Source organism: Nocardia mexicana NBRC 108244 (genome assembly GCF_001613165.1).
Lineage (GTDB): Bacteria > Actinomycetota > Actinomycetes > Mycobacteriales > Mycobacteriaceae > Nocardia > Nocardia mexicana.
Genome location: NZ_BDBV01000083.1, coordinates 33,773 through 60,094 on the forward strand (window position 1 = coordinate 33,773; position 26,322 = coordinate 60,094).

Below are 26,322 nucleotides of genomic sequence, written 5' to 3' on the forward strand. Positions count from 1 at the left end.
CTGGAGTAGGGAGGGAATCAGTCCGACGTCGGTGTCGCCAGCGGCCAGCCGCCGGCTGCCAACCGGGAGGCCACACGGGCGATATCGTCCTCGCCCGGCTGTTCCTTGGCAACTCGGGCGATCGCGTCCTCGATCTCGTGCCGGGCGATCTCGTCGTCCCCCGCGCGCTCGCGCACCAGCTCCTCGACGATGAGATGGACCTCGTAATCGGTGAGGCGGCGGTGCAGCACCGCCAGCAGCGCGACGTAGTCCGACTGCGGAATGCCCTGTGGATAACCGGCCTTCAGCCAGCCGAGGACCTTGCTCAGCACCGACCTCTCGGCCTCCGACCGGTCCGAGGAGGTATCCCTCGTTGTCCCGGCGTGCTCTTGGCCGGGATCTCGCGGTTCTGTGGTCACGGGATGTCCTTTCGGCGGTCAGCCCTGTCCGAACAGGTGGATGCCGAGCCGGGCAGCGAGAAAAGCCTTGGCGACGTACAGCACTCCGGTGCCGACGGCCGCCAGTACCACTGCGAAGCAGATCGCGGCGGCGGCCGTGGACGTTCGGCGGCGGGTGGCGGACAGCGTGGTCCCGGCGTCGCTGCCGGATGTGCTGCGGGACTGGAATCGTACGCCGAGCGCGAAGATCGCGGGCAGGCCCGCACCGAAGACGAGCGCGGCCAGGGTGACCTGCCACAGTTCGTTCGCCACCGTCAGAACCGTCTGCATCACGACCTCCTCGCCGATTCGCGCTGCGCCGCCGTGCCTTCGGACGCGGCGTGACCGTCGGACGAGTTGACCCGCGTCGTGTCGCCGGAGGGAGCGTCGGCTGTTCTCTCATCCGAGCGAGCGTCGGGTGCCGCACCGTCCGAAGGCGCATCGGGTGCGGTGCCGTCGGACGAGGCCGTGGGCGTCGTGCCGTCGGGCGGCGGGGGAGACCACTCGTCGTTGACGTTGGCGGCATGCACCGGTGCCCGCCGCGCCCGCAGCCACATGAATGCGGCCAGCGCCACCAGCAGCCCGAATACCACCAGCACGCCGGGCAATCCGCCGATGCCGTGGGCCAGCGCCCAGCAGATCGCACCGGCCAGCCCGGCCAGGGGCAGGGTGAACACCCAGGCCACCACCATCCGGCCGAGCACCGGCCAGCGCACCTCGGCGCCCGGCCGCCCCAGCCCCGTGCCGAGGATCGCGCCGGTCACCGTTTGGGTGGTCGACAGCGGCAGGCCGAAGTGGGCGGAGGTGAGAATGATCGCGGCGCTGGTGGATTCGGCGGCCATGCCCTGCGGCGGGGTGATGTCGACCAGGCCCTTGCCGAGTGTGCGGATGATGCGCCATCCTCCCAGCGAGGTCCCCGCCGCGATCGCCACCGCGCACGCCACGATCACCCACAGCGGCAGCGGATCCGACGGCGTGAGCGAGCCGTAGGCGATGAGCGCCAGGAAGATGATCCCCATCGTCTTCTGCGCGTCGTTGGTGCCGTGCGCCAGCGACACCAGGGAGGCCGATCCGACCTGACCCCAGCGGAAGCCGCGGGTGACCGATTTCTCGTCGCTGCCGCGGGTGATGCGATAGACCAGCCAGGTCGCGATCGCCGCGACCAGCGCCGCCACCACCGGGGCCAGCACCGCGGGCAGCACGATCTTGCTCACCACGCCCTGCTTACCGGCCGACCAGATGACGCCGTTCCAGCCCAGCGCGGCGATCGTGGCGCCGATGAGGCCGCCGAACAGCGCGTGCGAAGAACTCGACGGCAGGCCGAACAGCCAGGTCAGCAGGTTCCACAGGATCCCGCCGACCAGCCCGGCGAAGACGATCTCCAGCAGATCGGGACCACCGACCTCGTTCAGCCGGACGATGCCCTCCGCCACCGTGGCCGCGACCTCGACGCTGAGGAAGGCACCGATGAGATTCAGCCCGCCGGACAGCAGGACCGCCGTGCGCGGCCGCAGCGCGCCGGTGGCGATCGAGGTGGCCATCGCGTTGGCGGTGTCATGGAAGCCGTTGGTGAAGTCGAAGGCCAGTGCAGTGACGACGACGATGAGCAGAACCAGTAGTTCGGCGGTCACGTCTCCAGTGTGCGTTATTGATCCGTTAACGCGCTTGCCAGGTCGCCGTGAAAGTTGATACGTCGAGATGGTAAGGCGGCGTGCGTAGCCCGGAATTCGCCGATCGCGCCGATCAGTCCTGCGGCGGCCGGGTGTCGCGGCGGATCGGGTGTTCCGCCGGCACCTCCACCAGCACGATCGGCACGCCGTCGGGGTCCTGCACCCACATCTCGATCAGCCCCCACGGCTCCCGCACCGGCGCGCGATCGATGGCGATCTCGCGCCGCGCGAGTTCGGCCGCCGCATCGTCCGCGCTGCGCACCTGCAGCCAGATCGCGCCCGCGAAACCGGCGGGCGCGTCGGCGGCGCGGCCGTGCGCGGCCACCTCGATCAGCGACTGTCCCGCGAAGAACACGGTGCCGCCCGGGTACTCCCGCGCGATCGCCAATCCCAGCCCGTCCCGATAGAACGTCAGTGTTCGCTCGTAGTTCGCCGGTCGCAGGATGACGCGGCTGCTGAGAATATCCACAGCCTCGAGCCTAGGTCGAGACGCGGGACCCCACCGTCATTCCGGCGTGAAGAACCCGCCGGGACGACGCGTGGCTATCAGAAGTACCAGGGGTACGGCGACCAGTCCGGCTTCCGCTTCTCCAGGAACGCGTCGCGGCCCTCGACCGCCTCGTCGGTCATGTATCCGAGCCGGGTGGCCTCGCCCGCGAACAGTTGCTGGCCGACCAGGCCGTCGTCGGTGAGGTTGAACGCGTACTTCAGCATCCGCTGCGCCTGCGGGGACTTGCCGAGGATGTCGGTGGTCCACTCCAGCGCCTCGTCCTCGAGCCGGTCGTGGTCGACGACGGCGTTCACCGCGCCCATGTGATGCATCTGGTCGGCGGTGTAGGGGCGGCCGAGGAAGAAGATCTCGCGAGCGAACTTCTGGCCCACCATCTTCGCCAGATACGCACTGCCGTACCCGGCGTCGAAACTGCCCACATCGGCGTCGGTCTGCTTGAACCGGGCGTGCTCGCGGCTGGCCAGCGTGAGGTCGCACACCACGTGCAGGCTGTGCCCGCCGCCCGCGGCCCAGCCGTTCACCAACGCGATGACCACCTTCGGCATGAAGCGGATCAGCCGCTGCACCTCGAGGATGTGCAGCCGCCCGGCGCGGGCCCTGTCCACCGTCTCGGCGGTCTCGCCGCTGGCGTACTGGTAGCCGCTGCGACCCCGGATGCGCTGATCGCCGCCGGAACAGAACGCCCAGCCGCCGTCCTTGGGGCTGGGGCCGTTCCCGGTGAGCAGTACGGCGCCGACGTCCGACGTCATCCGTGCGTGATCGAGCGCGCGGTACAGCTCGTCGACGGTGTGCGGCCGGAATGCGTTGCGCACCTCGGGCCGGTCGAACGCCACGCGCACGGTGCCCTGGTCCACGTGCCGGTGGTAGGTGATATCGGTCAGGTCTTCGAACCCGGCGACGGGCTCCCACAGCTTCGGATTGAACGTCACGGGAGCCACAGTAATCTTTGGCGCCGCCTCCGGCGTCGCCGAAAACCTCCCAGGTGCGTCTCCTACTGGTGAGTTCGGTTGGACGGTGTAAGAACACGGGTTACCGTGCAGGTATGAGCGAGCGGGTAGAACCGGTTATCGACCGGAGCGCGATCGACGATGATCGCTACGAGAAACACGGTGGTTTCCCCAAGATCGCCGAGGCCGAACCCGGCCCGAATTTCGGGGCTTTCGTGGAGGCCATGCGCACGCTGCAGGACCTGGCGGTCTCGGTGGACTGCACCGATGAGGAGTACGGGCAGGCACTGGCGCAGGCGCGGCAGCTGATCGACTTCCTCGAGCCGTACCGGGCGCCGGAACTGCAGGGCCCGGCCGGGCGGGTCACGAAGCTGCCCGGTCGCGGCAGCCTGCTCATGCCGCCGTGGCGGGTGGTCGAGGCCGGGCCCACGGGTGTCCGGATGCGCGGACAGTTCCGCCGGTTCCACCTCGGCGGCAACAACGCGGTGCACGGCGGCGTGTTGCCACTGTTGTTCGATGATCTCTTCGGCTCGCTGGTGCACTATGCCGGACGCCCGATCAGCCGCACCGCATTCCTGCATGTGAATTACCGAAATGTCACTCCGCTGGAGACGCCGCTCCAGGTCGAGGGCACCGTGGATCGCATCGAGGGCCGCAAGACCTTCGTCTCCGCCCGCCTGCTGGACGAATCTGAAACATTGCTGGCCGATTGTGAAGGGCTCATGGTGCAGTTGCTGCCGTGGCAGCCGTAGCGGGTCGGACCCGTGTGTCAGGTTCGTCCGATGCGTATAGTTGCGTGCGCTCGCTCATCGTAAAACTATCCGGAGGAACCTGAAAGTGGTTGCAGCACTGTCTGAATCCCTGCTCGATGACGCCAAGCGTCCGGCCTTCATCGCCGATGCCCAGGAGGTTCTGGAAGCGGAGGTGTCGGGCAAGGGCGGCGCGTCCGGCCTGGCCGTGAAGGGTGCGTATGCGGCGGCGAAGAAGGTCAGCCCGACCATCGTGTCGGACGCGCTGGAGTCGTTCGCGCCGAAGTTCGTCGAGCAGCTCGAGCCGTACTGGGCCGAATACCAGGCCTCGGGTAACGGCCAGTTCGCCGACCTGCTGGTCAGCAAGCAGGACGAGGTCGCCGAGGCGCTGCTCTCGGTGACCGATGCCCGGGCCGAGAGCTCGTCGCGCCCGGCCCTCAAGAAGGCGTACTCCGCCGTGCGCTCCTCGGCGAAAAAGCACGTGACCGAGGCACTTCCGCGCGTGGGAGACCTGGTCCAGCGCCACGCCGGCTGATACGGCCGCGGGCCTTGTCGCCCGTCGTCAGGGCACTTGTTGCCCCGTCGTCCCGTAGGGACGACGGGGCCTACATCTCGCCCGCGGCCTTGCCGATGCGCCAGTAGCCGGTGAACGTGATGTCCGCCTTGGGAACTCCGCGTTCGTTGGCCAGGTGCCGACGCATCCCCGCGGCCAGCTTCTGCTCGCCCGCCACGAAGGCGTAGACGTCCTTCGCGGGCAGTTCCGCGGCGCGCACCGCCGCCAGGGCCGGTCCGCCGATCTCGGTGGTGGGGTCGGTGCGTGCCAGCCAATGCACCTGCACGCCTTCGGGTTCGCCCAGTTCCTGTTCGTCGTCCGGATGGGCGATCTCGATGAATGCCGCGCCACGCAGGTCCCGGGGCGCCGATCGCAGCACGCCCGCGATGGCGGGTAGCGCGGTCTCGTCGCCGACCAGCAGCGACCACGAACTGTATTGCGGCGCTTGGTACATGATGCCCTCGTCGAGCAGGCCCACCGGACTGCCGACGGCGGCGCTGCTCGCCCATTCGCACGCGGGCGTGTCCTCGCCGTGCATGGCGAAATCGATGTCCAGCTCGGCGGTATCGCCGAACTGTCCCCGTCCGGCCGGGCGGAACTCGCGCACGGTGTAGTTGCGCACTACCGGGCGGTGTTCCTTGCGCATCGCCAGATACTGCGCGTACCAGAGATTGCTGGCCGCGGTCGGTAGCCGCAGGCCGTTGCGGCCCGGCAGGAACAGCCGGAACCACTGATCGAATCCCATCGGCGTGAACCCGCTCAGCCCCGCGCCGCCCAGGGTGACGCGGACGAAATTCGGGCTGACCCGCTTGCTCGCTAGGACCTCGGCGGTGAGGATTTCCCGTTCCTCGGGCTTGAGGTGTTTGGTGCGCTTGGCCATGAGGGTTAGGTTAGCAAAACCTAACTTCTGGGTATAGGTGTGAGCGGGTCGACTCCCCACGGCAACTCACTGTCTGAGAGGCTGGGGGTGTGAATCCTTCGACAGCACAGGCGCAGGTCGTCGTGGACGAACTGGCGCGCGGGGGTGTGCAGGATGTCGTGTTGTGTCCCGGTTCGCGAAATGCCCCGCTGGCCTTCGCTTTACAGGCCGCCGACGCCGCCGGTCGGCTGCGGTTGCATATGCGCATCGACGAGCGCACCGCAGGATTCCTGGCGATCGGCCTGGCCGTCTCCAGCGGCCGCCCGGTGCCGGTGGTGATGACCTCGGGCACGGCCGTGGCAAACCTCGGACCCGCCGTGCTGGAGGCCAACTACGCCCGCCAGCCGCTGATCGTGCTGAGCGCGAACCGCCCCTACGAGATGCTGGGCAGCGGCGCCAATCAGACCGTCGAGCAGTTCGGCCTGTTCGGTAGCCAGGTCCGCGCCGCCATCAGCCTGGGCCTGGCGGAGGTCGAGGACGACTACCGGCGGCAGAACAGCGTGTGGCGCGCGGCGGTGTGCCGCGTGCTGGCCGCGGCCCGCGGCACCCGGTCCGGGAACGCCGGGCCCGTGCATTTCGATATTCCGCTGCGGGAGCCGCTGGTGCCCGACGCGCTCCCGGACGAGGTCTTCCCGGACGGGCGTGCCGAGCGGAGGCCCTGGACCGCAACGCAGTACGCGACGCTGGACGTGCCGCTGGACATCGACCTGACGCCGGACACGGTGGTCGTCTCGGGCCACGGCGCGGGGCACCGGCCCGAGCTGGCGCAGCTGCCGACGGTCGCCGAGCCCACCGCGCCGATGCACGGCCCCGCGCTGCATCCGATGGCGCTGTCGCTGCTGAAGCCGCGCCAGGCCATCATCACCGGGCGCCCCACCCTGCATCGGCAGGTGTCGAAGGTGCTCTCCGACCCGGATGTGACGGTCTTCGCGCTGACCACCGGACCGCGCTGGCCCGACGTGTCCGGCAATGTGGTCGGCACCGGGACCCGCGCGATCACCAGCGGTGCGCCGCGGCGCGAGTGGATCGAATTCTGTGCCGAGATGAATGCGAAGGCCTGCCAGGTGGTGCGGTCCGAGCTGGCCAACCACCCGAAGCCGACGGGGCTGCACGTAGCGGCCGTGGTCATGGACTCGCTGCGCGAGGGCGACCAGCTGCTGCTGGGCGCCTCGAATCCGGTGCGCGACGCCGCGCTGGTGTCACACCCGCGGCCGGGCGTGAAGGTGCTGTCCAACCGCGGCGTCGCCGGTATCGACGGCACCGTGTCGACCGCGGTCGGCGCCGCGCTGAGCCATCCGGGGCGGACCGTCGCGCTGATCGGCGATCTCACCTTCCTGCACGACGCGTCCGGCCTGCTGCTCGGTCCCGGCGAGCCGCGCCCGACCGATCTGACCATCGTCGTCGCCAACGACGACGGCGGCGGCATCTTCGAACTCCTGGAACAAGGTGACCCGCAGTACGCGGGGGTTTTCGAGCGCGTGTTCGGGACGCCGCACGGCATGGATCTCGCGGCGCTGTGCGCGGCCTACCGGATCCCGCATCGGCAGATCGACTCGGACGAACTGGCCGTCGAACTGGCCGGGCATGCGCACGGCATCCGAGTGCTGGAGGTGGCGACCGAGCGTTCCAGCCTGCGTGAGTTGCACGCGATGGTGCGCGCGGGGATCGATCGGTGACGCGGGCCGCTCGTCAGTAGGCGGCGCCCTCGTCGCCGTTCTCGTAGTCGTCGTCGATCGGCACCGGGATGGACTGGTCGATCACGTCGGCCTCGGCGGCCTCCCGTTCGGCCGTGCCGACCGGTGTATCGGTTTCGGTGTCGTCGTCCTCGGCACCGGGGTACGCGGGGACGGACTGTTCCATGTAATCGGCTTCCGGAACTGTGTCGATGGCGTCGGCATCGAGAGTGCGATCGGTCATCGGATGCTCCTTTCCGCTGGCGGGCCGATATGCCAGGCCGTGTGGTCGGCACCATCGAGAATGCGCCGACCGGACGGGACTGGCAACCTTTCCGCCAATTGTCCTCGGTCACTCGCCGGGGCGCGGTCCGCCGTCGGCCGGATACTCGACCAGCGCCAGCGTGCGCCCGGCCATGAACCGCGCGGTCCGCACGGCCGTGCCGGAACGTGTGATCTCACTGACCTCCACGACCCCGCGCGCGATGCGGACCTCGACCCGTCGCCCGGCCCGGGTCGCGGTCACCTCGTATTGACGCGACCCGTCGCCGGTATCGACGACGATTTCTACTCGATCACCCTTCATCCTCCAATTCTCCTCGCTACCAGCGGCTTTCGCTGCTAACGAGTGGGTTGCGACATCGGTCTGCACATGCAGGCGCAAGGCCGCCGGGCGCCGGAGCGATGAATTCCGGCGACTCGGCCCGTCTCTTCGAGCGAGTGCCCGCACAGCGGGATGTCATGTCGAGCAGGAGGAAATCATGACCGATCCGGTGTTCGATCTGGAGGCGGCCGCGACGGGACTGGAGGCGGTGGTCGCCGGTATCACCGACGATCAGTTGACGGCCCCGACGCCGTGTGAAGGTCTCACCGTGCGCGATGTGCTGATCCACGTGCTGGACCTGGCCGAGGCGTTCCGGCAGGCGGCGACGAAGGAGGCGGTCGGTCGCTCGGCGGCGCCGGAGACCGGGCCGCACCGGGCGCTGGCAGACGACTGGCGCACCCGAATTCCCGCGCAGCTGAAGGCCCTGGTGGCCGCATGGCGCGAACCGGGCGCCCGCGACGGAGACACCGAGGCGGGCGGAGTGGCGTTGCCCGCCGCCGTGATGGCCGTGATCGCCCTGGACGAGGTCGTCATCCACGGCTGGGATCTCGCTCGCGCCACCGGGCAGCCCTTCCGGCCCGCGGACAAGGATCTGACGATGCTGATGGAGTTGCTGCGCGACACCCCGCCCGAGGGCACGCCCGGCATGTTCGGCCCGACCGTGGGCGTCGCCGAGGATGCGCCGCTGTGGGATCGCGTGCTCGGACTCACCGGCCGCGATCCGTCGTGGACCGCCGCCTGAGCTGTCCCGCCGTCGCGCGGGCGGGGCCGTGGAAGTGCGGCGATTCGTACGGGCCCAGTAGGGAATCCGCCAGGCGCGCGGCGATGTCCGCGGTCAGCGGCAGGCGGGCGACGGCCAGGCGGTACCACAGGACGCCGTACGCCTGATCGACCAGTAGTTCCGGATCGGCACCTTCGCGCAGCTCGCCGCGGGCGCCGGCGCGGTCGAAGATGCGGTGCAGGATCGCGCGGCGGTCGCGGGCGAACTCTTCGAGCAGATCCGTTGTGGCCGGATCGGTCTGGGCCTCGGCGAGCACGGCGCGCAGCAGCGCTGCGGCCGTCGGTGTGGCCGCCGCGGTGAACGTCGCGGTCAGGAAGGTTGTCAGGTCGGCGCGCACGGCGCCGGTGTCGCGGTCGGGGGCGCTGCTGCGGGCCCACTCGGTCATCGCCTCCAGGAGCACCGCCCCCTTCGAGGGCCACCAGCGGTAGATCGTCTGCTTACTGACTCCCGCGGCGGCCGCGATCTCGGCCGTCGTCACCGCGGTTCCGCCCGACCGGGTCAGCAACTCGGTGGCCGCGTCCAGGATGGCCCGGCGGGCGGCATCGTTGCGGCGGCGGCCGGTGTGCGTGCGGGGGGAGGGGCTCGGCATGCGACCAGCCTAATGGTTGACGGAACCAATGGTACCCATAAGAATGTTTGTCGAGACTATTGGTACCTATACGAGTGGTGGCAGCATGACCTCGACAACCGCCAAGCGGCGCCGCGTGAGCTGGTATCACCGGCGCATCGCCAACCCCCTGATGCGACGACTGGTCGGCCATCTCCCCGGCCAGGCCCTGCTGGAAACCATCGGACGGCGCAGCGGTGGGCCACGGCGCACGCCGATCGGCGGCCGTGTCGTCGACGGCTCGTTCTGGATGGTCAGCGACCACGGCTTCGCCTCCGACTACGTGCGCAATATCGAGGCGAACCCCCGTGTGCGGCTGCAGATCCGCTCGCGCTGGTACAGCGGTACGGCACATCTGCTCCCGGAAGACGATGCCCTCGCTCGGCTGCGTCGGCTCCCGAAATTCAACAGCTGGAACGTACGGATTCTCGGCACCGACCTACTCACCATCCGGGTTGACCTGGATTGAGCTTGTGGTGAACAGGCCCGCGCGGGCGGCGACAGCGGCGGCGTCGGCGGCCGCTGTGGCGGCGTTGTCGTCTATCGGGTCGCCGCTGGCCAGGAGGCGGTAGTAGAGGGGGGCGGAGACGGCGGAAAGGACTGCGCGGGGGTTGGTTTCGGCGGGGAGTTCGCCTCGCTCGATAGCCGCGTGGACGCACGGTGACCACTCGGTGAGGCGGGTGTCGTAGAAGCGGTGCAGGGCCTCGGCCGTCTCGGGGTCGGAGGTGGCCGCCGCGACAAGGGATTTGAACAGGGGGCCCTGGCGGGGATCGGTGAGGGTCTCGGCCACCAGGCGGGCGTTGGCGAGTAGATCGCCGCGCAGTGAACCGGTATCGGCATGGGGGAGCGAGGTTTCCGCCATCTCCGTCAGGACGTCCGCGACCAGGCCCGCGGGTGTGCGCCAGCGCCGGTAGACGGTGGTCTTGCCGACGCCCGCCCGGGTCGCCACCTCGGCCAGGTCCAGGGCGGCGAAGCCGTGCTCGGCGAGCAGATCGCCCGCGGCGCGGAGCACGGCCTCGCGGACGCGGGCGGTGCGCCCACCGGGACGTAGTGAGCCGGGGGTCGTGTCGTAGGTCATAACGGGTCTCCAGTTCCATTAAGTCACTGCCTCGTGTACGGTCAGTGTAGTTAATGAAACACGGGTTCCGTTAGGAGAGTGTCATGGAATATCGGCGGCTGGGTAACTCGGGTCTGCTGGTACCGGCGTTGAGCTTCGGCGCGGGCACCTTCGGTGGTCGAGGCGAGCTGTTCAGCGCGTGGGGCGACACCGATGCGCAGCAGGCTCGCAGGCTGGTCGACATCAGCCTGGAGGCGGGCGTCACCATGTTCGACACCGCGGACGTCTACTCGGGCGGCGCCTCGGAGGAGGTGCTCGGTGCGGCCATCGAGGGCCGCCGCGACGAGGTGCTGCTCTCGACGAAGTCCACGCTGCCCATGGGTCCCGGGCCCTACGACGCCGGGTCGGGGCGTGCCCGGCTGATTCGTGCGGTGGAGGCTTCGCTGCGGCGGCTGGGCACCGAGTACATCGACCTCTTCCAGCTGCACGCCTTCGACGCCGCCACCCCGGTCGAGGAGGTGCTGCACGCCCTGGACGACCTGGTCCGGTCCGGCAAGATCCGCTACGTCGGCGCCTCCAACTTCGCGGGCTGGCAGCTGATGAAATCGCTTGCGGCAGCGGACGAGCACGGCCTGCCCCGCTACATCGCGCATCAGGTGTACTACTCGCTCGTCGGCCGTGACTACGAGTGGGAGCTGATGCCGCTCGGCCGCGATCAGGGCGTCGGGGCGATGGTGTGGAGCCCGCTGGGGTGGGGTCGGTTGACCGGCAAGATCCGTCGCGGGCAGCCGCTTCCGGAGGGCAGCCGCCTGCACAAGACCGCCGACGCCGGTCCGCCCGTGAACGACGAACTGCTCTACGACGTGGTCGACGTGCTCGACGAGATCGCCGCCGAGACCGGGCGGACGATCCCGCAAGTCGCGCTGAACTGGCTGCTCTCGCGGCCCACCGTCGCCACGGTCATCGTCGGCGCCCGCAACGAGGACCAGCTGCGCCAGAACCTCGGCGCCGTGGGCTGGCAGCTGACCGCCGACCAGATCGCCCGCCTGGACAAGGCGAGCGCCGTTACCCCGCCCTACCCCTACTACCCGTACTACCGCCTGCCCGACTTCGCCCGCCTCAACCCGCCGGCCGTCTGACTCCCGCCTCAGTACACGTCGCGCACGTATCGCTTCTCGGCCACGAGGCGCTTGCGGAAGGCCAGGGCCTCCTCTTCGTCCAGCTTGCCGTGGATCTGCGCGATGGTCAGGAGCGCCTCGTCGACGTCGCGGGCCATGCGGCTGGCGTCGCCGCAGACATACAGGTGTGCGCCCTCGGACAGCCAGGCCCACAGCTCCGCACCGTGCTCGATCATCCTGTGCTGCACGTAGATCCGCTCCCGCTGGTCGCGGGAGAAGGCCAGGTCCAGCCGGGTGAGGAAGCCGGTGCGGAACATGTCCTCGAGCTCGTCGCGGTAGTAGAAGTTGTCGGCCGCGTGCTGGTCGCCGAAGAACAGCCAGTTGGCGCCGCGGCAGCCGAGGGCCCGGCGCTCGTGCAGGAACCCGCGGAACGGCGCGATGCCGGTGCCCGGCCCGACCATGATCATCGGCGCGTTCGGATCCAGCGGCGGGCGGAAATGCGGTGCGCGCTGCAGGAATACGGGTACCGCCGCATCCTGGCAGCGGTCGGCGAGGAAGGTCGAGCAGACGCCGCCGCGGTCGCCGTAGCGCAGCACGCCGACGGTCAGCTGCACCTCGTGCCGATCGACGAGCGGGCTGGAGGAGATCGAATACTGGCGCGGCTGCAGCCTTTTCAGCGCGCCCAGCCATTCGACGAGGTCGGCCCGAACCGGGAAGTCGCGCAGCACGTCGACCGCCTGCCGGTCCCACAGGTAGCGCTCGAGTTCGTTGCGGTTGTCGCGGCGCAGCAGCTTGGCCAGCCGGGGGTTGGGATTGTGTTCGGCGACGAAGGTCAGCAGGTCGCGGCTGACCTTGGCGATGTCGTAGTGCGAGCGCAGTGCCTGTGCCAGCGGCACCTCCCGGTCGTCCAGCTCGACGCCGTGCCGTCCGTCCAGTCCGGTGACCTCGAGCCATTCGCTCACCAGCTCGTCGCCCACGGTCGGCCACACGCCGAGCGAGTCGCCGACCTCGTAGGAGGCATCGAGGCCGCGCAGGTCGAAACCGAACTGCCGCACCTCTTTTCCGGCTCCGGGGCGAGACAGCAGGGTGTTGCGGACCAGCGGCGCGGCCAGCGGCGAGTTGCGCGTGAACGGTGCGATGGTCCGCCGAGCGCGGCCGGGAGCGGGCGCGGCGGTGGAGCGCGCCAGCACCACGGCCGAGGCGCTCGAACCTCCGCCCGGGATTCTGGGTCCCGCAGCCGGGGCATTCGAGCGCACAGCGGGGGTACCCGAGCCCATAACCGGTGTGCTCGAGCCCATTGCTGGTGTGTTCGAGCCCATTACTGGGGTGCTCGAGCCCGTAACCGGGGTGCTCGAGCCCGTAACCGGTGTGTTCGAGCCCATCACTGGGGTGCCTGAGCCCATCACTGGGGTGCCTGAGCCCGTAACCGGGGTGCCTGAGCCCGTAACCGGGGGGCCCGAGCCCGTAACTCGGGTGCCCGATCCCGTAGCCCGGGCGCTCGGTCCCGAGCCGGGCGATCCTGTGCGTCCCGGGTCGCTGCCCGGTGCGGAATCGGAACCCGTTGTGGCGGAACCGTCCTCGAAACCGCCCCCGAGCGTGGCCAGCACCTCGTCGAGCCAGCGCGCGGACACCTCATCGTGGTCGGGCTCGCTGTCGACGCGCGGCAACAGGCGGGTGGCGCCCCGCTCGGACAGCGTCCGGTCCAGCGTGCGGCCGTGTCCGCAGAAGTCGTCGTAGGAGGAGTCGCCCAGGGCGAAGACCGCGAACCGCAGTCCCGTCAGCCGGACCGCGCTGTCGTGCAGGCGATCCCAGAAGTCGGCCCCGTTGTCCGGCGGGCCGCCGTCGCCGAAGGTGCTGGTGATCACCAGCGTGTCACCGGTGAGGTCGGTCAGCTCGCAGGAGTCCATATCGAGTAGCCGTGGGGCATAACCGGATTCGGACAGCCGAGCCGCGGTCGATGCGGCGAGCTCCTCGGCCGTGCCGGTCTGCGACGCCCACAGCACGGTGATCGGGCGTGGCGTCGGGTCGCCGTCGGCCGTCTCGAATTCTCCGGTCCGCGAGTACATCCCGGCCAGCAGCCCGTTGATCCACAGCCGACTGTGCGCGGACAGCGGAGCGGTCTCGGGCAGCGTCGGCTGCCCCTGCACCGGCAGGGCGTGCAGCGCCGCCAGATAGCCGCCGAGATAGATGCGTTCGGTCTCGGAGAGCGTCGGCGGTGTCGCCGTGTCCAGGCCGAGCATGGCGGACAGCGGATGCCCGGACCCGTCGGCGAGCGGGAGCGCGGGTTGCCCGGTGTCGGTCGAGTCCGCGGGCTCCGGCACGGTCGCGACCCGGCGCAGGGCGACCGCGCACGCCTTGAACTCCGGCTGCAGCGAATCCGCGTCGACCGCGTCGTTGGTCACGGCGTTGACGGTGAGGTATTCGCCCTGCTCGTCGTTCCAGTGGAAGGGTGCGAAGCAGTCGCCGGGCCGCACGCGATCGCTGATCTGCACGGGCAGCACGGCCCGCCCGCGGCGGGAGGCGATTTCGACCTGGTCACCGGCGGCCAGCCCCATCCGCTCGGCATCCTCGGGATGCACCTCCACGAACGGCTTTCCGTTCAGCTTGTTCAGCTTCGCCACCCGGCCGGTCTTGGTCATGGTGTGCCACTGGTGCGGCAGGCGGCCGGTGTTGAGCACGAACGGGTAGTCGTCGTCGGGCATTTCGTCGGGCGCCATATGCGGCCGCGGCCAGAACACCGCGCGGCGGCTCGGGGTGGCGAAGGCCAGCGCGGGCCGGTGTCCGTCCTGGTCGGTGAACAGCTCCTGGCTGACGCCGTCGTTGAGATAGCGGATGGGATTGCGGGGCCGCGCCGGATCGGGGCACGGCCACTGCGCGGGTCCCTCGCGCAGCGTGTCGTAACCGATGCCGCGCAGATCGTAACCCGTTGCCGGATTGGCGAATCGCCGGATCTCGTCGAACACCTCGGCGCTCGAGGAGTAGTCGAACCCCTCGAAGCCCATGGCCGTGGCCACCTGGGCGATCAGCAACCAGTCCGGCCGCGCGTCGCCCGGCGGATCGATCGAGCGCTGCAGCAGCGTGACGGTGCGCTCCGAATTCACCATCGTGGCATCGGATTCGGCCCACAGCGTGGCCGGGAGCAGGAGGTCGGCGTAGGCGTTGGTGGCCGTCTCGGTGTAGACGTCCTGCGCGATCACCAGGTCCGCGGCCTCCAGGCCCGCGATCACGGTCTTGCGATTCGCCACCGACGCAACGGGATTGCTGCAGACGATCCAGCACGCCTTGATCCGGCCCTCGGCCATACCGCGGAACATCTCGATGGTCCCGGGCCCGGACCGGTCGCGGATCGTGCCGGGCTCGACGCCCCATTCGGTCTCGACGAAGGCCCGGTCGCCCGCCGAGAGCACGCTGCGCTGGCCGGGCAACCCCGGGCCCATATAGCCCATTTCCCTGCCGCCCATGGCATTCGGCTGCCCGGTCAGCGAGAACGGCCCGCTGCCCGGACGGCAGATGGCGCCGGTCGCCAGGTGCAGATTGCACAGCGCGTTGGTGTTCCAGGTGCCGTGCGTGGACTGGTTCAGCCCCATCGTCCACAGCGACATCCACTCGCCCGACTCGCCGATCCACCGTGCGGCCGTGCGGATGTCGTCCTCGGACAGGCCGGTGATCTCCGCGACTCGGTGCGGCGGATAGTCGGCGAGGAACTCCTCCATCGACGCCCAGCCCTCGGTGTGCTCGGCGATGAAATCCTTGTCGATGTCGCCGTTTTCGACCAGCAGGTGCAGCAGACCGTTCAGCAGCGCGAGGTCGGTGCCGGGTGCGATCTGCAGGAAAAGATCCGCGTGCGCGGCGGTTTCGGTGCGCCGGGGATCGACGACGATCAGTTTGGCGCCGGCCTTGCGGCGGTCGGCCATGCGCAGATACAGGATCGGATGGCAGTCGGCCATATTGGCGCCGATCACGAAGAACAGGTCGGCCCGGTCGATATCGTCGTAGGAGCCGGGCGGCCCGTCGGCGCCCAGCGACTGCTTGTATCCGGTGCCGGCGCTGGCCATGCACAGCCGCGAGTTCGCCTCGATGTGCACGGTGCGCAGATAGCCCTTCGCGAGCTTGTTCGCCAGGTACTGCGCCTCCAGCGACATCTGGCCGGAGACGTACAGCGCGATGGCGTCGGGGCCGTGCTCGTCGAGGATCGACCGCAGACGCGCCGCGGCCTCGCGGACCGCATCGTCGACCGGTATCGGCACGGGGGATTCACCGCGTTCGGGCCGCCGGTGGGCCGTGGTCATCCGCCCCGGTGCCCGCATGAGGTCGGCGTGGGTGGCGCCCTTCGTGCACAGCCGCCCGGCATTGACCGGATGCAGCTTGTCGCCCTGGACCTTGGCGATCACCGGCGCGCCCTGCTCGTCGGTCGTGGTCTCGACGACGATGCCGCAGCCCACCCCGCAGTACGAGCACGCCGTTCTGGTCGTGCTCGAGCTGCCCGCGGCTGCATCCGACATGTATCCGATGATGTCCAGCCGGGATTGCGGCGAATTTACCGAAGGTTATCGCCAGGTGACGAAAGTGCTCACTCTTGGATAAGGCCGCTGTGAGATCGGCGAAATGCCTGGTCGGAAGCCGGTTCCAGCGTGCCGTGCGGCTGGTGCCGGTGCGGCGTGAGCAGTGTCACCCCAGCTTGTACGCCCGGTGCAGCGCGACGATTCCGTTGGTGAGATTGCGCCACTTCACCGCCGACCACCCCGCGTCGGCGATCCGCATGGCCAGCTGCGGCTGGTTCGGCCACGCCCGGATCGACTCGGCGAGATAGACATAGGCATCCGGATTGCTGCTCACCGTCCGCGCCACCCGCGGCAGCGCCCGCATCACGAACTCCATGTAGATCGTGCGGAACGGCGCGAACACCGGCGTGGAGAACTCCGCGATCACCAGCCGGCCACCCGGCTTGGTGACGCGCAGCAGCTCACGCAGGGCCTCGTCGGTATCGGCGATATTGCGCAGCCCGTAGGAGATGGTGACGGCGTCGAACGAATCGTTCGCGAACGGCAGCGCGGTGCCGTCGCCGGCCACCATCGGCACCTCGCGGAACCGCCCCGCGGCGAGCATCCCCTGGGAGAAGTCGGTGGCGACGCACCAGGCGCCGGACTTGGCCAGCTCCAGCGTGGACACACCCGTCCCGGCCGCCAGATCCAGCACCCGCTCACCCGGCCGCAGCTCCAGGGCCCTGCGGGTGGCCCAGCGCCAGTAGCGGTCCAGGCCGCCGGTCATCACCGTATTGGTCAGGTCATACCGCTTCGCGACCCCGTCGAACATGGACGCGACCTCGTGCGGCTGCTTGTCCAGCGATGCCCGAAACGACTCTGTTTTCGCCACGATCTCAGACACTAACGTGCACGTGCCGACGCGCGCACGAGACATCCGTCGCAGTCCCGGGTGCACCGCTGTCTCGGCGGCAGCACAGTTCCGGCGGCGACCGGTCAGCGCGACAGGATCCGGAACAACGTGGTCCAGGCATCCGGAGGGACACGACCCACCACCTGGTCAGCGTCGACTTCCGCTGCGGCACAGGCTCTTCGAACCGCGCCCGCCGGATACTCCCGGCGTAGCGAGGCGGCGAGCGAGCCGCCCACACCGGAGAATCCGAGCTCCACCATGCGGCGATACTCCCCGTCGGCGGCGTGCGGGAGGAGTGGCTCGGCGCGCCGCCGCATATGCAGCACGGCGGCATCGACCCGGGGCACCGGATGAAAACTGGTGCGCGCGACCTCGTCTCCCAATGCCATCGACACCCAGGGCCAATGATCGACGGTGAGTTTGGACCAGCGTCCGTAGGCGCCGGAATGCTTGCGGGCGAACTCGCGCTGGGTCAGCAGCGTGGCGCTGGTGAGGCGGCGTGCGGCCAGGCACCAGCGGACGATATCGGTGGTGCTGCCGAACGGCACATTGGCGACCACCGCGAAGGGTTCGCGCGGCGGCCGGACGGTCCGGAAATCCGCGTGGTAGAAGCTGGTTCGATCATTCGATGCGTAGCGTCGGCGCAGTCGCCCGACGTATCGGCCGTCCTTCTCGTAGCCGCGGACGCGGCCACCGGCCGCGAGAATGTGCCGGGTCAGCATGCCGTCGCCGGGGCCGATCTCGACGATCAGGTCGCCGGGCGCGGTGCCGGAGGCGCGCACGATCATCGCCGCGGCGCGGGCGTCGATCAGGAAATTCTGGGACAGCGTCTTGCGCGGGTTACGGACGCGCGACAGTGAGCGGGACATGGGTGTCCTCCGAACGGAGCGGTCGAATCAGGAAGAGTTGATTCGCCCGGACCCACGCCGAGGCGCACGAGAATCGGCCGATCGGCCGTCAGTGAGTTCTCCGGATTATCGGATGCGGAGAGCGATGCGATGCGCGGGCAGGGTCCAGGCTGCAACGCGCAGCCGCACGAAGTACGCGCCGACCGCGCATGCGCCGCTCACGCCTGGACCTCCCATGTCGCACAGCGTAAACCGCCGCCGTTATCAACCGCCACCGAATTTCCGACGATCATCGCTCCCACCGTCATCCCCGGCGCGCTCACCGTCATCTCGGCGTGCTCACCGTCATCTCGGCGCGCTCACTGTCATCCCCGGCATGCTCTTGGCCGGGGTACATACTCGGCAGTGGATTCCGGCCAAAGCCTGTCGGAAATGACGGTGGGGACGGGGGAGTGGTCAGGCGCTGCGGTACAGGCTGTCCGGGCCGGTGCCGAGCACATCCGCGTAATGGCCCAGCAGCTCCGTGCAGATCGCGGGCCAAGTGCGGTGCAGTACGGATTTGCGGGCGGAGGCGGAGAATCGCGATCGCAACTCCGGATCCCGCAGGGCCGCCACCGCACTGGGCAGCAGTTCGGCGAACCGATCCACCGGCAGCAGATATCCGTTGCGGCAGTGCGAAATCAGGTCCCGGGGGCCGCCCGCGTCCGGGCCGACGACCGGCAACCCGCAGGCCAGCGCCTCCTGCACGCCCTGGCAGAACGTCTCGTGCTCGCCCGGATGCACCATCACGTCGAGGCTGGCATAGGCCTGGGCGAGCTCCGCGCCGCCGAGTTCGCCGGTGAACACCGCCGACGGCAGCAGCCGGGTCAGTCGGGCACGCTCCGGGCCGTCGCCCACCACGACCAATCGGATATCCGGATCGTCGGCGAGCACGGCCAGCCGGTCCACATGCTTCTCCGGCGCCAGGCGCCCGACGAAACCGACGATCAACCGGCCGTCCGGCGACCACGCCTGCCGCAGTGCCGCGCGCCGCGCGGACGGCGTGAACCGCACCGTGTCGACCCCGCGTGCCCAGCGATGAACACGTGGAATGCCGTGTCGCGCAAGATCTTCGGCGGCAGCGGTGGAGGGCGCCAGGGTGCGCGCCGCGCGCATGTGGATGCGCCGCGTCCACGCCCACGCCGCCCGCCGCGCGGGGCCGAGCCCGTAGCTGGCGGCGAACCCGGCGACATCGGTCTGAAATACCGCCACGGCGGGCAGATCCAGCCGCAGCGCCGCCGCGACGCCCCCGGCGCCCAGCAGGAACGGCGATGCCAGATGCACCACCTCCGCGTCGAATTCGTCGATGGCCGCGGTGATCCCGGGCTGCGGCAGGCCCACCGGCAGCGAGCTGACCTTCGGCACCATCACCGCCGGGACCCGCAGCACCGGGAACCGGCCGTGCTCGCGCGGCGCGGGCGGCAGATTGCCGGGGGTGTCCGGCGCGATCACGAGCGCCTCGTGGCCATGGCGATCGAGGTGCTCGAGCACCTGCAGCACGGAATTGACGACGCCGTTCATATTCGGCAGAAACGACTCCGCGACAATCGCTACACGCACACTTCGAGTGTGATCACCGCAGGACGCAGGGCCGCCACGCCGACGTGACACGTACTCGAAGATCGAGCAAACAGTGCACGACGCGCGTCCGATTCAGTCCGGATCGCGCCGCTCCCACCGCCGCACCAACCACAGCGCGGGCAGCGCCAGCGCCCAGGCCACCACGATCACCGACAGCGCGGGAATGATCGCGACCCTGGCATCGCGCCCGGCGACGCGCACCAATTCCGGATCCTTCTTGCTGTATTCGACATTGATGCGTTCGCCCGCGGTCAACTTCGTCGGATACAGCACACCCACCTTCGGATTGCGCGTCACACCGTCGGGCGTCACGTAAGTGACCGCCGAACGCAGCCGCCCCGCCGACAACACCTCGGCGCTGGTGACGCCCTTGTCGGAGTTGATCAGCATGTCGTCGCGCCAGGCCGCCAGCACCAGCAGCACCGCCAGCACGCTCACCGCCGTCGCGGCCACCAGGACGCCGATCCTGGTGCGCCGCAAGCGCACCGGGCGACGCCCGATCCGCTGATCAGACTGGGTGGTTTCCGACACCGCACAAGGCTATGGCATGGCTCGGATAGCGTGTGCCCCATGTCCCGTAAATTCAGCTTCACCGTGTCCTACAGCGTTCCGGTAGAAGAGCTTCACCGGGCGATCACCAGCGACGACATGTGGCAGGCCAGGTTCGACGGCGCCGAAACCGCCACACTGGACCTGTCCCATCCCGACGGTCCGGGCACCATCCGCGTGCATATGACCGAGCGCGCACGTCAGGACAAGATCCCGACCATCGTCAGCAAGGTCCTCAAGAGCGAGCTCGAGCTCGAGCGCGTCGACAACTGGGGCCCGCTCGAGGGCGACACCGCCAAGGGCAGCTTCACGGGCGCCTCGAAGGGCGTCACCACCGAGATGGAGGGCACCTACGAGCTGCGGCCCACCGCGGAGGGCTCCCAGGTAGAGGTCGCCGGCACCGTCTCGGTCAAGGTTCCGCTGGTCGGCGGTGCCATCGAACCGCTGGCCGAGCAGCTGCAGCACCGGGTGGTCAACAGCGAGCGCAAGTTCATCGAGCAGTGGCTCGGAGCCAAGACCGACGCCTGAGCGCACCTACGAACAGGGCCGCGAACACGTCTGCAGGCATCGCCTGCGGAAGCTCGCGGCCCGCACGGGTCCTACTCCTGCGACCAATCGACCGTCGCGGGGTCGAACTCCCGCTTCTCCACCAGCACCAGCCAGTTCCCGGAGTTGTCACGCATGACCGCCTCGACCCCGTAGGGACGCTCGGACGGCGGCTGCACGAATTCCACACCCTTGGCCGACAACTCCTCATAGGCCTTCTGACAGTCGTCGGTGTTCAGGCCGAGCGCGCCCATGGTGCCGTTGCCGAGCGACCGGCGGATGGCATCGGCCATGGTGTCGTCCAGCGGCGGGCCGGGCACCATGAGCGTCACCTCCAACTCCGGATGCTCCGGCTGCGTCACGGTGACCCAGCGAAAGCCGCTGTCGCCCATGGAAACATCGGAGGACTCCACGAATCCCAGCTTGTCGATGTACCACTGCTTGGCGGCGGTCTGATCGGTCACGTACACGGTGACCAGCGAAACGTTCTTGATGGTTGCCATGCGATAAGGCTATGGAATGGCATTCTGCGGGCGCTTCTCCGAAATTGCTCAATCCGGGAGCTTGCGGTCCGACAACCCGTGCATGAAGACGTAGCAGCCCGGGATGCGCGGCGCTCCCTCGGCGGCGAACTTGGCCTGGTACGCAGAGGGGGACATGCCCACCAGCTCGGTGAATTTGCGGCTGAACGAGCCCAGACTGGTGTATCCGACCAGCATGCAGGCCTCGGTGACGGTGACATTGGTGGCGCGCAGCAGGTCCTGGGCCCGCTCGATGCGCCGCTCGGCCAGATACAGCGCCGGGGTCTTGCCGTAGGTGGCCGCGAAACTGCGCAGGAAGTAGTACTTCGAGACTCCCGCCGCCGCAGCCAGTCCTTCCAGGTCCAGGTCTTCGGCGTAATCCCGGTCGGCGAGGTCCCGCGCCCGGCGCAGGTGCGGGAGCAGGTCCAGCGGCGGCCGTTCCGAGCCTCGGCGAGCGCTCATCACTCGATCATCCCTCGCGCGGGGGTTCCACCGAAACCGCCGGCGGCGACGGATGCGTCTGCGCGTCCGTCACGTGAACGGCGGCAGGTCGTCGGCCCGCATCGAGGCAATGCCCGCCGCCCGCCACGCGCGGGCGGTCAGATCGGAGTCCTCCTCGGTGACCAGGTTGCCCATCACCCGAACCGCGGTGCGCTGCAGGTACTTCGACCGCATCACCGGAGGGCCGCCGGTCGGCACCATGCGTGGGTGGGTGGCCAGCGCGGCGATCCGGCGCGCGACCGAGAACGTGCGTCCGTAGCGGGCCCGCAGCAGATCCGGCCACAGCGTGGTCAGGTCCGGTTCGTCGAGCAGCCCGGCCAGCAGGTGCCCGCCCTCCAGGCCGTAGTCGATGCCCTCGCCGTTGAGCGGGTTCACGCAACCGGCGGCATCGCCCACCAGTGCCCAGTTGCGACCGGCGACCGTCGACACCGCGCCACCCATCGGCAGCAGCGCCGAGGCCACCGCGCGGGTCTCGCCCTCGAACTCCCACTCCGCGCGGCGCAGCGAAACATAGTGCTGCAACAGCGGTTTCAGTGCGACGTGCGAGGGCCGCCGCTCGGTGGCCAGCGATCCGACACCGATGTTGACCTCACCGTTGCCGAGCGGGAACACCCACCCGTACCCGGGTACCAGGGTGTTCTCGGCATCGCGAAGTTCCAGATGGGAGGTGATCCACTCGTCGTCACTGCGCGCGGACTTGATGTACGCGCGGGCGGCGACGCCGTAGGCGAACCGGCGATGCCAGGTGCGCCCCAGCATCTTGCCGACGGGGGAGCGGACCCCGTCGGCCACGATCAATATCCGGCAGCCGATTTCGCGGGCGCCCGCATCGGTGCGCACCGTGACACCGGTGACCCGGTCACCGGCGCGCGCCACATCGACCACGCGCACCCCGTCGACCATCCGAGCGCCCCACTTGACCGCGGTCTCGCGCAGCTTGTCGTCGAGTTCGGTACGGGCGACGGCACTTCCGTAACTCGGAAACGAGCCGTCCGGCCAGGTCAGCAGGGCCTCGCGACCGAAACCGGTCATCCGCAGGCCGCGGTTGACCGTATGCGCGCGCACCCAGTCGCCCAGCCCGAGGTGCTCCATCTCGGCGGTCGCCCGCGGTGTCAGGCCGTCCCCGCAGGTCTTGTCGCGCGGGAACACCGCGGCATCGATCAGCAGAACATCGCGTCCGGACCGTGCCGCCCAGGCGGCCGCCGCCGACCCCGCCGGACCCGCGCCGACCACCAGCACATCGGCATGCGGGGGCAATGCGTCCGGGGAGCGCTCCCGCGCGTCCGCTGCTGAATCACCGCTCGCGGTACTGGCATCCGCTGCACCCATGGGCTCAATACTTGCAGCACCGGTCCGGGAGTGTCGACGGTGCCGCCGGTTCGAGTCGGTCACGTGCGCGGAACCGCTGGCTGAGACGCGTTGCCGCGCGCCGCAGGTGTCGTTCCGACTGTCTGATTAGTCCCAGAGTGACTCCGTTCATGGGCACGTCATCCCCGACACGCTAGGTTCTTGGGTGTGGGGATGGAACCGGCTTTGGGAGATGGCATGGGTGCATCGGCTGTCAGCGATGAGACCACAGTGGTCGCCGGGGTCGATCTCGGCGATCCCGAACTCGCTTCGACCGTGCGCAGCGGTCTGGAAGAGGTCGAGAAGCTACTGGTCAGCGAGCTGTCCGACGGCGAGGAGTTCCTGCAGGAGGCGGCGCTACACCTGGCCAAGGCCGGTGGTAAACGCTTCCGCCCGCTCTTCACCATCCTCACCGGGCAGCTGGGCCCGCGCCCGACCGATCCGGATCTGGTCACCGCCGGAACCGTTATCGAACTGGTGCACCTGGCCACCCTCTATCACGACGACGTGATGGACGAGGCGTCGATGCGTCGCGGCGCCCCGAGCGTGAATTCCCGCTGGGGAAACAGCATCGCGATCCTCGCCGGCGACTACCTGTTCGCCCACGCCTCCCGGCTGGTGTCCACGCTGGGCCCCGACGCGGTGCGCATCATCGCCGAGACGTTCGCCGAACTGGTGACCGGGCAGATGCGAGAAACCCTGGGCGCCAGGCAATCCCAGGATCCGGTCGAGCACTACCTGCGGGTGGTGTGGGAGAAGACCGGATCGCTGATCGCGGCCTCGGGCCGATTCGGCGGCGCCTTCTCCGGCGCCGGCCCCGAGCACGTGGAGCGGCTGGCCCGGCTCGGTGACGCGGTGGGCACGGCCTTCCAGATCTCCGACGACATCATCGACATCTCCTCGGTCTCCGAGCAGTCCGGCAAGACGCCGGGCACCGACCTGCGCGAGGGCGTGCACACACTGCCGGTGCTGTACGCGCTGCGTGACGAGGGCACCGAGGGCGACCGGCTGCGCAAGCTGCTGGCCCGCCCGCTGGAATCCGACGGCGAGGTCACCGAGGCCCTGGACCTGCTGTCCCGCTCCCGCGGCATGGTGCTGGCGAAGGAGAAGCTGCAGGGGTACGCGGATATCGCGCACGCGGAACTGTCGGCGCTGCCCGGCGGCCCGGCCAACGAGGCCCTGGAACGCCTGGTCCGCTACACCATCGAACGCGTCGGCTGAATTTCCCGACGTCAACTCCGTATAGCTCACAATTCAACTAGGAACTTCGCCTCGCCTTCTATCGTTGACCTGCTGTAACGCAATCGATGAACCGGGGGCGTGAAGGAGTGCGATGCACGGGCATGGTTTCGGGAATGGTCTGAAGACGTTCGGGCTGATGGTCGGGATGTCGGCGTTGATCGTGTTCGCCGGGGCGATGTTCCGTAATCCGACCATCCTGGTGATCGCGATCCTGCTGGCGGTGGGCATGAACGCCTACGCCTATTTCAACAGCGACAAGCTGGCGCTCAAGGCGATGCACGCGCAGCCGGTCTCCGAGCTGGAGGCGCCGGTGATCTACAAGATCGTGCGGGAGCTGGCGACCGCGGCGCGGCAGCCGATGCCCCGGCTGTACATCAGCCCGACCAATGCGCCCAACGCGTTCGCCACCGGCCGCAATCCGCGGCACGCGGCGGTCTGCTGCACCAGCGGCATCCTGCAGATCCTCGACGAGCGGGAGCTGCGCGCGGTGCTGGGGCACGAGCTATCCCACGTCTACAACCGCGACATCCTGATCTCGTCGGTCGCGGGCGCGCTCGCCGCGGTCATCTCCGGCCTGGCCAACCTGGCCTTCTTCGCGAGCATCTTCGGCGGCGGCAACCGTGAGGGTGAGGGCCCGAACGTATTCGGCATGCTGCTGGTCTCGCTGCTCGGCCCGATCGCGGCGACGCTCATCAAGCTGGCCGTCTCGCGTTCCCGCGAATACCAGGCCGACCAGGACGGCGCCGCCCTGACCGGCGACCCGCTGGCCCTGGCCTCGGCCCTGCGCAAGCTGGAGCGCGGCACCCAGGCGGCCCCCCTGCCGCCGGAGCCGCAACTGACCTCCCAGTCGCACCTGATGATCGCCAACCCGTTCCGGGCGGGGGACCGCATGGCCCGCTGGTTCTCCACCCACCCGCCGATGGACGAGCGCATCTCCCGCCTGGAGCAGATGGCGGGCGGAAACTACCGGTAGTTCACGAACTGCAGCGCGACATCCAGGTCCGCGTTCTTGAGCAGTGAGATAACCGCCTGCAGGTCGTCGCGCTTCTTCCCGCTCACGCGCAGCTCGTCGCCCTGAATCTGGGCCTTGATGCCCTTGGGGCCCTCGTCGCGGATCTTCTTGGCGATCTTCTTCGCATTCTCCGTCGAGATGCCCTGCACCAGCGTGCCTGTGATTTTGTACACCTTTCCGGAGGCCTGCGGCTCCCCGGCGTCGAAGGCCTTGAGCGAGATGTCGCGCCGGATCAGCTTCTCCTTGAAGACCTCCAGCGCGGCCTTGACCCGGTCCTCCGACTCGGCCTGCACGACGATCTTCTCCTCGCCGGACCACTCGATGCCCGCGCCGGTGCCTCGGAAGTCGTATCGGGTGTTGAGCTCCTTCGCCGCCTGATTCAGCGCGTTGTCGACCTCCTGTCGGTCGACCTTGCTCACGACATCGAATGACGAATCGGCCACCCTGCGCTCCTGTCTGAGATTGTTCCGGACTGACGGGACCCTACGTACCCCGGACCTTCGAAGCTAGTCCGCCGCACACGGGCTTGGCCAGCCGGTTTGCATGTGAGGGCCAGGCTCGTTGTATTCTTCTCAGCGCGCTGTGACAGCGCATGCCTGGCGGATTGCCCGAGCGGCCAAAGGGAGCTGACTGTAAATCAGCCGCGAAAGCTTCGGAGGTTCGAATCCTTCATCCGCCACCCCCTCAGGCCCTCCCTTGCTCAGGGAGGGCCTGAGCCATGTTCGGGGGCGATTTGTGGGGGCGCGGCCCCCACACCCCCTGCCCGGAGGGGCTTCGCCCCCCGGACCCCCCTCCTGATGTACACCGTCTTCAAAATGCCCTTCACCAGGCGGTTTGGTAACCACGCGGTCGGGTGTGTAACCTCGTTCAAGGCTTCGGCGCCCCCGGTGCGAGCGATCGACACGGGAGCGCGAGTAGCTGTGCCCCCTTAGCTCAGTCGGCAGAGCGTTTCCATGGTAAGGAAAAGGTCAACGGTTCGATTCCGTTAGGGGGCTCGCCGGATTGCCGGTGGTGACCGACTCGGCACTCTGAAGGCGTAGAACCGAGAGCCGGGGCAACACCTCCGCATTACCGCGCATATGGCGGTGTAGCTCAGGCGGTAGAGCAAACGACTCATAATCGTTGTGTCGCCGGTTC

The 26,322-nt window shown here is 68.9% G+C and carries 28 protein-coding genes and 2 tRNA genes; 11 read left to right on the plus strand and 19 right to left on the minus strand.

Features of this window, described 5'->3' with window-relative positions; translation table 11 throughout:
* Positions 1 to 17: 17 nt before the first annotated feature.
* From NM1_RS30800 to NM1_RS30820, 5 genes are all read right to left on the minus strand, one after another.
* On the minus strand, positions 18 to 311 hold the full coding sequence (locus NM1_RS30800; RefSeq protein WP_068027869.1) for a DUF3349 domain-containing protein: 294 nt from the start codon (positions 309 to 311) through the stop codon (positions 18 to 20).
* A 105-nt stretch (positions 312 to 416) separates the two neighbouring features.
* Positions 417 to 707 (minus strand): hypothetical protein, encoded by a 291-nt coding sequence (locus NM1_RS30805; protein ID WP_068027873.1) that lies wholly within the window; start codon positions 705 to 707, stop codon positions 417 to 419.
* Complete coding sequence (locus NM1_RS30810; RefSeq protein WP_084520199.1) at positions 707 to 2,047, minus strand: inorganic phosphate transporter; 1,341 nt, start codon at positions 2,045 to 2,047, stop codon at positions 707 to 709. Before NM1_RS30810 ends, NM1_RS30805 begins: the two co-directional genes overlap by 1 nt.
* 112 nt (positions 2,048 to 2,159) lie before the next feature.
* Positions 2,160 to 2,555 (minus strand): VOC family protein, encoded by a 396-nt coding sequence (locus tag NM1_RS30815; protein WP_068027876.1) that lies wholly within the window; start codon positions 2,553 to 2,555, stop codon positions 2,160 to 2,162.
* Between the two features lie 77 nt (positions 2,556 to 2,632).
* On the minus strand, positions 2,633 to 3,526 hold the full coding sequence (locus NM1_RS30820; RefSeq protein WP_068027972.1) for a 1,4-dihydroxy-2-naphthoyl-CoA synthase: 894 nt from the start codon (positions 3,524 to 3,526) through the stop codon (positions 2,633 to 2,635).
* A 113-nt stretch (positions 3,527 to 3,639) separates the two neighbouring features.
* Between NM1_RS30820 and NM1_RS30825 the strand changes: the two genes are divergently transcribed.
* Positions 3,640 to 4,296: a PaaI family thioesterase gene (locus NM1_RS30825; protein ID WP_068027880.1), complete on the plus strand. Its 657-nt coding sequence runs from the start codon at positions 3,640 to 3,642 to the stop codon at positions 4,294 to 4,296.
* 85 nt (positions 4,297 to 4,381) lie between these two features.
* Positions 4,382 to 4,828 carry a DUF6918 family protein gene (locus NM1_RS30830; protein ID WP_068027883.1) on the plus strand — a complete coding sequence of 149 codons (447 nt, stop codon included), beginning with the start codon at positions 4,382 to 4,384 and terminating at the stop codon, positions 4,826 to 4,828.
* A gap of 70 nt (positions 4,829 to 4,898) precedes the next feature.
* Here NM1_RS30830 and NM1_RS30835 read toward each other — a convergent pair whose 3' ends face one another.
* Positions 4,899 to 5,726 carry a siderophore-interacting protein gene (locus NM1_RS30835; protein ID WP_068027886.1) on the minus strand — a complete coding sequence of 276 codons (828 nt, stop codon included), beginning with the start codon at positions 5,724 to 5,726 and terminating at the stop codon, positions 4,899 to 4,901.
* 89 nt (positions 5,727 to 5,815) lie between these two features.
* Between NM1_RS30835 and menD the strand changes: the two genes are divergently transcribed.
* The gene (gene menD / locus NM1_RS30840; RefSeq protein ID WP_068027889.1) at positions 5,816 to 7,441 is read left to right on the plus strand and encodes a 2-succinyl-5-enolpyruvyl-6-hydroxy-3-cyclohexene-1-carboxylic-acid synthase; all 1,626 of its coding nucleotides are present in this window, start codon (positions 5,816 to 5,818) and stop codon (positions 7,439 to 7,441) included.
* A gap of 13 nt (positions 7,442 to 7,454) precedes the next feature.
* Here menD and NM1_RS30845 read toward each other — a convergent pair whose 3' ends face one another.
* Both NM1_RS30845 and NM1_RS30850 read right to left on the minus strand, forming a co-directional pair.
* Positions 7,455 to 7,682, minus strand: coding sequence for an Rv3202a family protein (locus NM1_RS30845; RefSeq protein ID WP_068027901.1), 228 nt, complete (start codon positions 7,680 to 7,682; stop codon positions 7,455 to 7,457).
* A gap of 108 nt (positions 7,683 to 7,790) precedes the next feature.
* Positions 7,791 to 8,024, minus strand: coding sequence for a DUF8836 family protein (locus NM1_RS30850; RefSeq protein WP_068027904.1), 234 nt, complete (start codon positions 8,022 to 8,024; stop codon positions 7,791 to 7,793).
* Positions 8,025 to 8,199: 175 nt separating this feature from the next.
* Here NM1_RS30850 and NM1_RS30855 point away from each other — a divergent pair, with 175 nt between their 5' ends.
* Positions 8,200 to 8,784, plus strand: coding sequence for a TIGR03086 family metal-binding protein (locus NM1_RS30855; protein ID WP_084520200.1), 585 nt, complete (start codon positions 8,200 to 8,202; stop codon positions 8,782 to 8,784).
* Here the strand turns inward: NM1_RS30855 and NM1_RS30860 are convergent.
* Entirely contained in the window at positions 8,750 to 9,412 is a 663-nt protein-coding gene (locus NM1_RS30860; RefSeq protein ID WP_068027907.1) for a TetR/AcrR family transcriptional regulator, read from the minus strand. The genes NM1_RS30855 and NM1_RS30860 overlap by 35 nt on opposite strands.
* 85 nt (positions 9,413 to 9,497) lie before the next feature.
* Between NM1_RS30860 and NM1_RS30865 the strand changes: the two genes are divergently transcribed.
* The gene (locus tag NM1_RS30865; RefSeq protein ID WP_068027910.1) at positions 9,498 to 9,899 is read left to right on the plus strand and encodes a nitroreductase/quinone reductase family protein; all 402 of its coding nucleotides are present in this window, start codon (positions 9,498 to 9,500) and stop codon (positions 9,897 to 9,899) included.
* On the opposite strand, the gene NM1_RS30870 is transcribed toward NM1_RS30865, so the two are convergent.
* Positions 9,870 to 10,508 carry a TetR/AcrR family transcriptional regulator gene (locus tag NM1_RS30870; RefSeq protein WP_068027912.1) on the minus strand — a complete coding sequence of 213 codons (639 nt, stop codon included), beginning with the start codon at positions 10,506 to 10,508 and terminating at the stop codon, positions 9,870 to 9,872. The genes NM1_RS30865 and NM1_RS30870 overlap by 30 nt on opposite strands.
* Before the next feature lie 83 nt (positions 10,509 to 10,591).
* On the opposite strand from NM1_RS30870, the gene NM1_RS30875 reads away from it, so the two are divergent.
* Positions 10,592 to 11,626: an aldo/keto reductase gene (locus NM1_RS30875; RefSeq protein WP_068027914.1), complete on the plus strand. Its 1,035-nt coding sequence runs from the start codon at positions 10,592 to 10,594 to the stop codon at positions 11,624 to 11,626.
* Between the two features lie 8 nt (positions 11,627 to 11,634).
* On the opposite strand, the gene NM1_RS30880 is transcribed toward NM1_RS30875, so the two are convergent.
* The 5 genes from NM1_RS30880 to NM1_RS30900 form a co-directional block, all read right to left on the minus strand.
* Positions 11,635 to 16,107, minus strand: a complete 4,473-nt coding sequence (locus NM1_RS30880) for a bifunctional nitrate reductase/sulfite reductase flavoprotein subunit alpha (protein WP_084520201.1) — start codon at positions 16,105 to 16,107, stop codon at positions 11,635 to 11,637.
* A 166-nt stretch (positions 16,108 to 16,273) separates the two neighbouring features.
* On the minus strand, positions 16,274 to 16,978 hold the full coding sequence (locus tag NM1_RS30885; protein WP_084520204.1) for a demethylmenaquinone methyltransferase: 705 nt from the start codon (positions 16,976 to 16,978) through the stop codon (positions 16,274 to 16,276).
* A gap of 104 nt (positions 16,979 to 17,082) precedes the next feature.
* Positions 17,083 to 17,868 (minus strand): 23S ribosomal RNA methyltransferase Erm, encoded by a 786-nt coding sequence (erm, locus tag NM1_RS30890; protein ID WP_068027923.1) that lies wholly within the window; start codon positions 17,866 to 17,868, stop codon positions 17,083 to 17,085.
* A gap of 435 nt (positions 17,869 to 18,303) precedes the next feature.
* Complete coding sequence (locus NM1_RS30895) at positions 18,304 to 19,446, minus strand: glycosyltransferase family 4 protein (protein ID WP_174556935.1); 1,143 nt, start codon at positions 19,444 to 19,446, stop codon at positions 18,304 to 18,306.
* A 93-nt stretch (positions 19,447 to 19,539) separates the two neighbouring features.
* Entirely contained in the window at positions 19,540 to 19,998 is a 459-nt protein-coding gene (locus NM1_RS30900; RefSeq protein ID WP_084520202.1) for a DUF3592 domain-containing protein, read from the minus strand.
* A gap of 39 nt (positions 19,999 to 20,037) precedes the next feature.
* Between NM1_RS30900 and NM1_RS30905 the strand changes: the two genes are divergently transcribed.
* The gene (locus tag NM1_RS30905; protein ID WP_068027925.1) at positions 20,038 to 20,544 is read left to right on the plus strand and encodes a DUF2505 domain-containing protein; all 507 of its coding nucleotides are present in this window, start codon (positions 20,038 to 20,040) and stop codon (positions 20,542 to 20,544) included.
* Positions 20,545 to 20,615: 71 nt separating this feature from the next.
* On the opposite strand, the gene NM1_RS30910 is transcribed toward NM1_RS30905, so the two are convergent.
* The 3 genes from NM1_RS30910 to NM1_RS30920 all read right to left on the minus strand — a co-directional run bounded on the left by NM1_RS30910 (position 20,616) and on the right by NM1_RS30920 (position 22,913).
* Entirely contained in the window at positions 20,616 to 21,065 is a 450-nt protein-coding gene (locus tag NM1_RS30910; protein WP_068027926.1) for a VOC family protein, read from the minus strand.
* A gap of 48 nt (positions 21,066 to 21,113) precedes the next feature.
* Entirely contained in the window at positions 21,114 to 21,545 is a 432-nt protein-coding gene (locus NM1_RS30915; protein WP_068027929.1) for a helix-turn-helix transcriptional regulator, read from the minus strand.
* A 69-nt stretch (positions 21,546 to 21,614) separates the two neighbouring features.
* Complete coding sequence (locus tag NM1_RS30920; RefSeq protein ID WP_068027931.1) at positions 21,615 to 22,913, minus strand: geranylgeranyl reductase family protein; 1,299 nt, start codon at positions 22,911 to 22,913, stop codon at positions 21,615 to 21,617.
* A gap of 216 nt (positions 22,914 to 23,129) precedes the next feature.
* Here NM1_RS30920 and NM1_RS30925 point away from each other — a divergent pair, with 216 nt between their 5' ends.
* Both NM1_RS30925 and htpX read left to right on the plus strand, forming a co-directional pair.
* On the plus strand, positions 23,130 to 24,152 hold the full coding sequence (locus NM1_RS30925; RefSeq protein WP_068027933.1) for a polyprenyl synthetase family protein: 1,023 nt from the start codon (positions 23,130 to 23,132) through the stop codon (positions 24,150 to 24,152).
* Between the two features lie 112 nt (positions 24,153 to 24,264).
* The gene (htpX, locus tag NM1_RS30930; RefSeq protein WP_068027936.1) at positions 24,265 to 25,146 is read left to right on the plus strand and encodes a zinc metalloprotease HtpX; all 882 of its coding nucleotides are present in this window, start codon (positions 24,265 to 24,267) and stop codon (positions 25,144 to 25,146) included.
* On the opposite strand, the gene NM1_RS30935 is transcribed toward htpX, so the two are convergent.
* The gene (locus NM1_RS30935) at positions 25,137 to 25,628 is read right to left on the minus strand and encodes a YajQ family cyclic di-GMP-binding protein (RefSeq protein WP_068027939.1); all 492 of its coding nucleotides are present in this window, start codon (positions 25,626 to 25,628) and stop codon (positions 25,137 to 25,139) included. The two genes, htpX and NM1_RS30935, sit on opposite strands and share 10 nt — an antisense overlap.
* 155 nt (positions 25,629 to 25,783) lie before the next feature.
* Here NM1_RS30935 and NM1_RS30940 point away from each other — a divergent pair.
* Positions 25,784 to 25,864, plus strand: a tRNA-Tyr gene (locus NM1_RS30940).
* 243 nt (positions 25,865 to 26,107) lie between these two features.
* Positions 26,108 to 26,180 (plus strand) — tRNA-Thr (locus tag NM1_RS30945).
* Positions 26,181 to 26,322 lie beyond the last annotated feature (142 nt).

What these genes read in the sequence shown, in the direction of transcription:
- NM1_RS30805 (WP_068027873.1), bottom strand. Translation starts at nt 707, where the DNA reads ATGCAGACGGTTCTGACGGTGGCGAACGAACTGTGGCAGGTCACCCTG.
- NM1_RS30825 (WP_068027880.1), top strand. Translation starts at nt 3,640, where the DNA reads ATGAGCGAGCGGGTAGAACCGGTTATCGACCGGAGCGCGATCGACGAT.
- NM1_RS30835 (WP_068027886.1), bottom strand. Translation starts at nt 5,726, where the DNA reads ATGGCCAAGCGCACCAAACACCTCAAGCCCGAGGAACGGGAAATCCTC.
- NM1_RS30845 (WP_068027901.1), bottom strand. Translation starts at nt 7,682, where the DNA reads ATGACCGATCGCACTCTCGATGCCGACGCCATCGACACAGTTCCGGAA.
- NM1_RS30850 (WP_068027904.1), bottom strand. Translation starts at nt 8,024, where the DNA reads ATGAAGGGTGATCGAGTAGAAATCGTCGTCGATACCGGCGACGGGTCG.
- NM1_RS30855 (WP_084520200.1), top strand. Translation starts at nt 8,200, where the DNA reads ATGACCGATCCGGTGTTCGATCTGGAGGCGGCCGCGACGGGACTGGAG.
- NM1_RS30860 (WP_068027907.1), bottom strand. Translation starts at nt 9,412, where the DNA reads ATGCCGAGCCCCTCCCCCCGCACGCACACCGGCCGCCGCCGCAACGAT.
- NM1_RS30865 (WP_068027910.1), top strand. Translation starts at nt 9,498, where the DNA reads ATGACCTCGACAACCGCCAAGCGGCGCCGCGTGAGCTGGTATCACCGG.
- NM1_RS30870 (WP_068027912.1), bottom strand. Translation starts at nt 10,508, where the DNA reads ATGACCTACGACACGACCCCCGGCTCACTACGTCCCGGTGGGCGCACC.
- NM1_RS30875 (WP_068027914.1), top strand. Translation starts at nt 10,592, where the DNA reads ATGGAATATCGGCGGCTGGGTAACTCGGGTCTGCTGGTACCGGCGTTG.
- NM1_RS30880 (WP_084520201.1), bottom strand. Translation starts at nt 16,107, where the DNA reads ATGTCGGATGCAGCCGCGGGCAGCTCGAGCACGACCAGAACGGCGTGC.
- erm (WP_068027923.1), bottom strand. Translation starts at nt 17,868, where the DNA reads ATGTCCCGCTCACTGTCGCGCGTCCGTAACCCGCGCAAGACGCTGTCC.
- NM1_RS30905 (WP_068027925.1), top strand. Translation starts at nt 20,038, where the DNA reads ATGTCCCGTAAATTCAGCTTCACCGTGTCCTACAGCGTTCCGGTAGAA.
- NM1_RS30910 (WP_068027926.1), bottom strand. Translation starts at nt 21,065, where the DNA reads ATGGCAACCATCAAGAACGTTTCGCTGGTCACCGTGTACGTGACCGAT.
- NM1_RS30915 (WP_068027929.1), bottom strand. Translation starts at nt 21,545, where the DNA reads ATGAGCGCTCGCCGAGGCTCGGAACGGCCGCCGCTGGACCTGCTCCCG.
- NM1_RS30920 (WP_068027931.1), bottom strand. Translation starts at nt 22,913, where the DNA reads ATGGGTGCAGCGGATGCCAGTACCGCGAGCGGTGATTCAGCAGCGGAC.
- NM1_RS30925 (WP_068027933.1), top strand. Translation starts at nt 23,130, where the DNA reads ATGGGTGCATCGGCTGTCAGCGATGAGACCACAGTGGTCGCCGGGGTC.
- htpX (WP_068027936.1), top strand. Translation starts at nt 24,265, where the DNA reads ATGCACGGGCATGGTTTCGGGAATGGTCTGAAGACGTTCGGGCTGATG.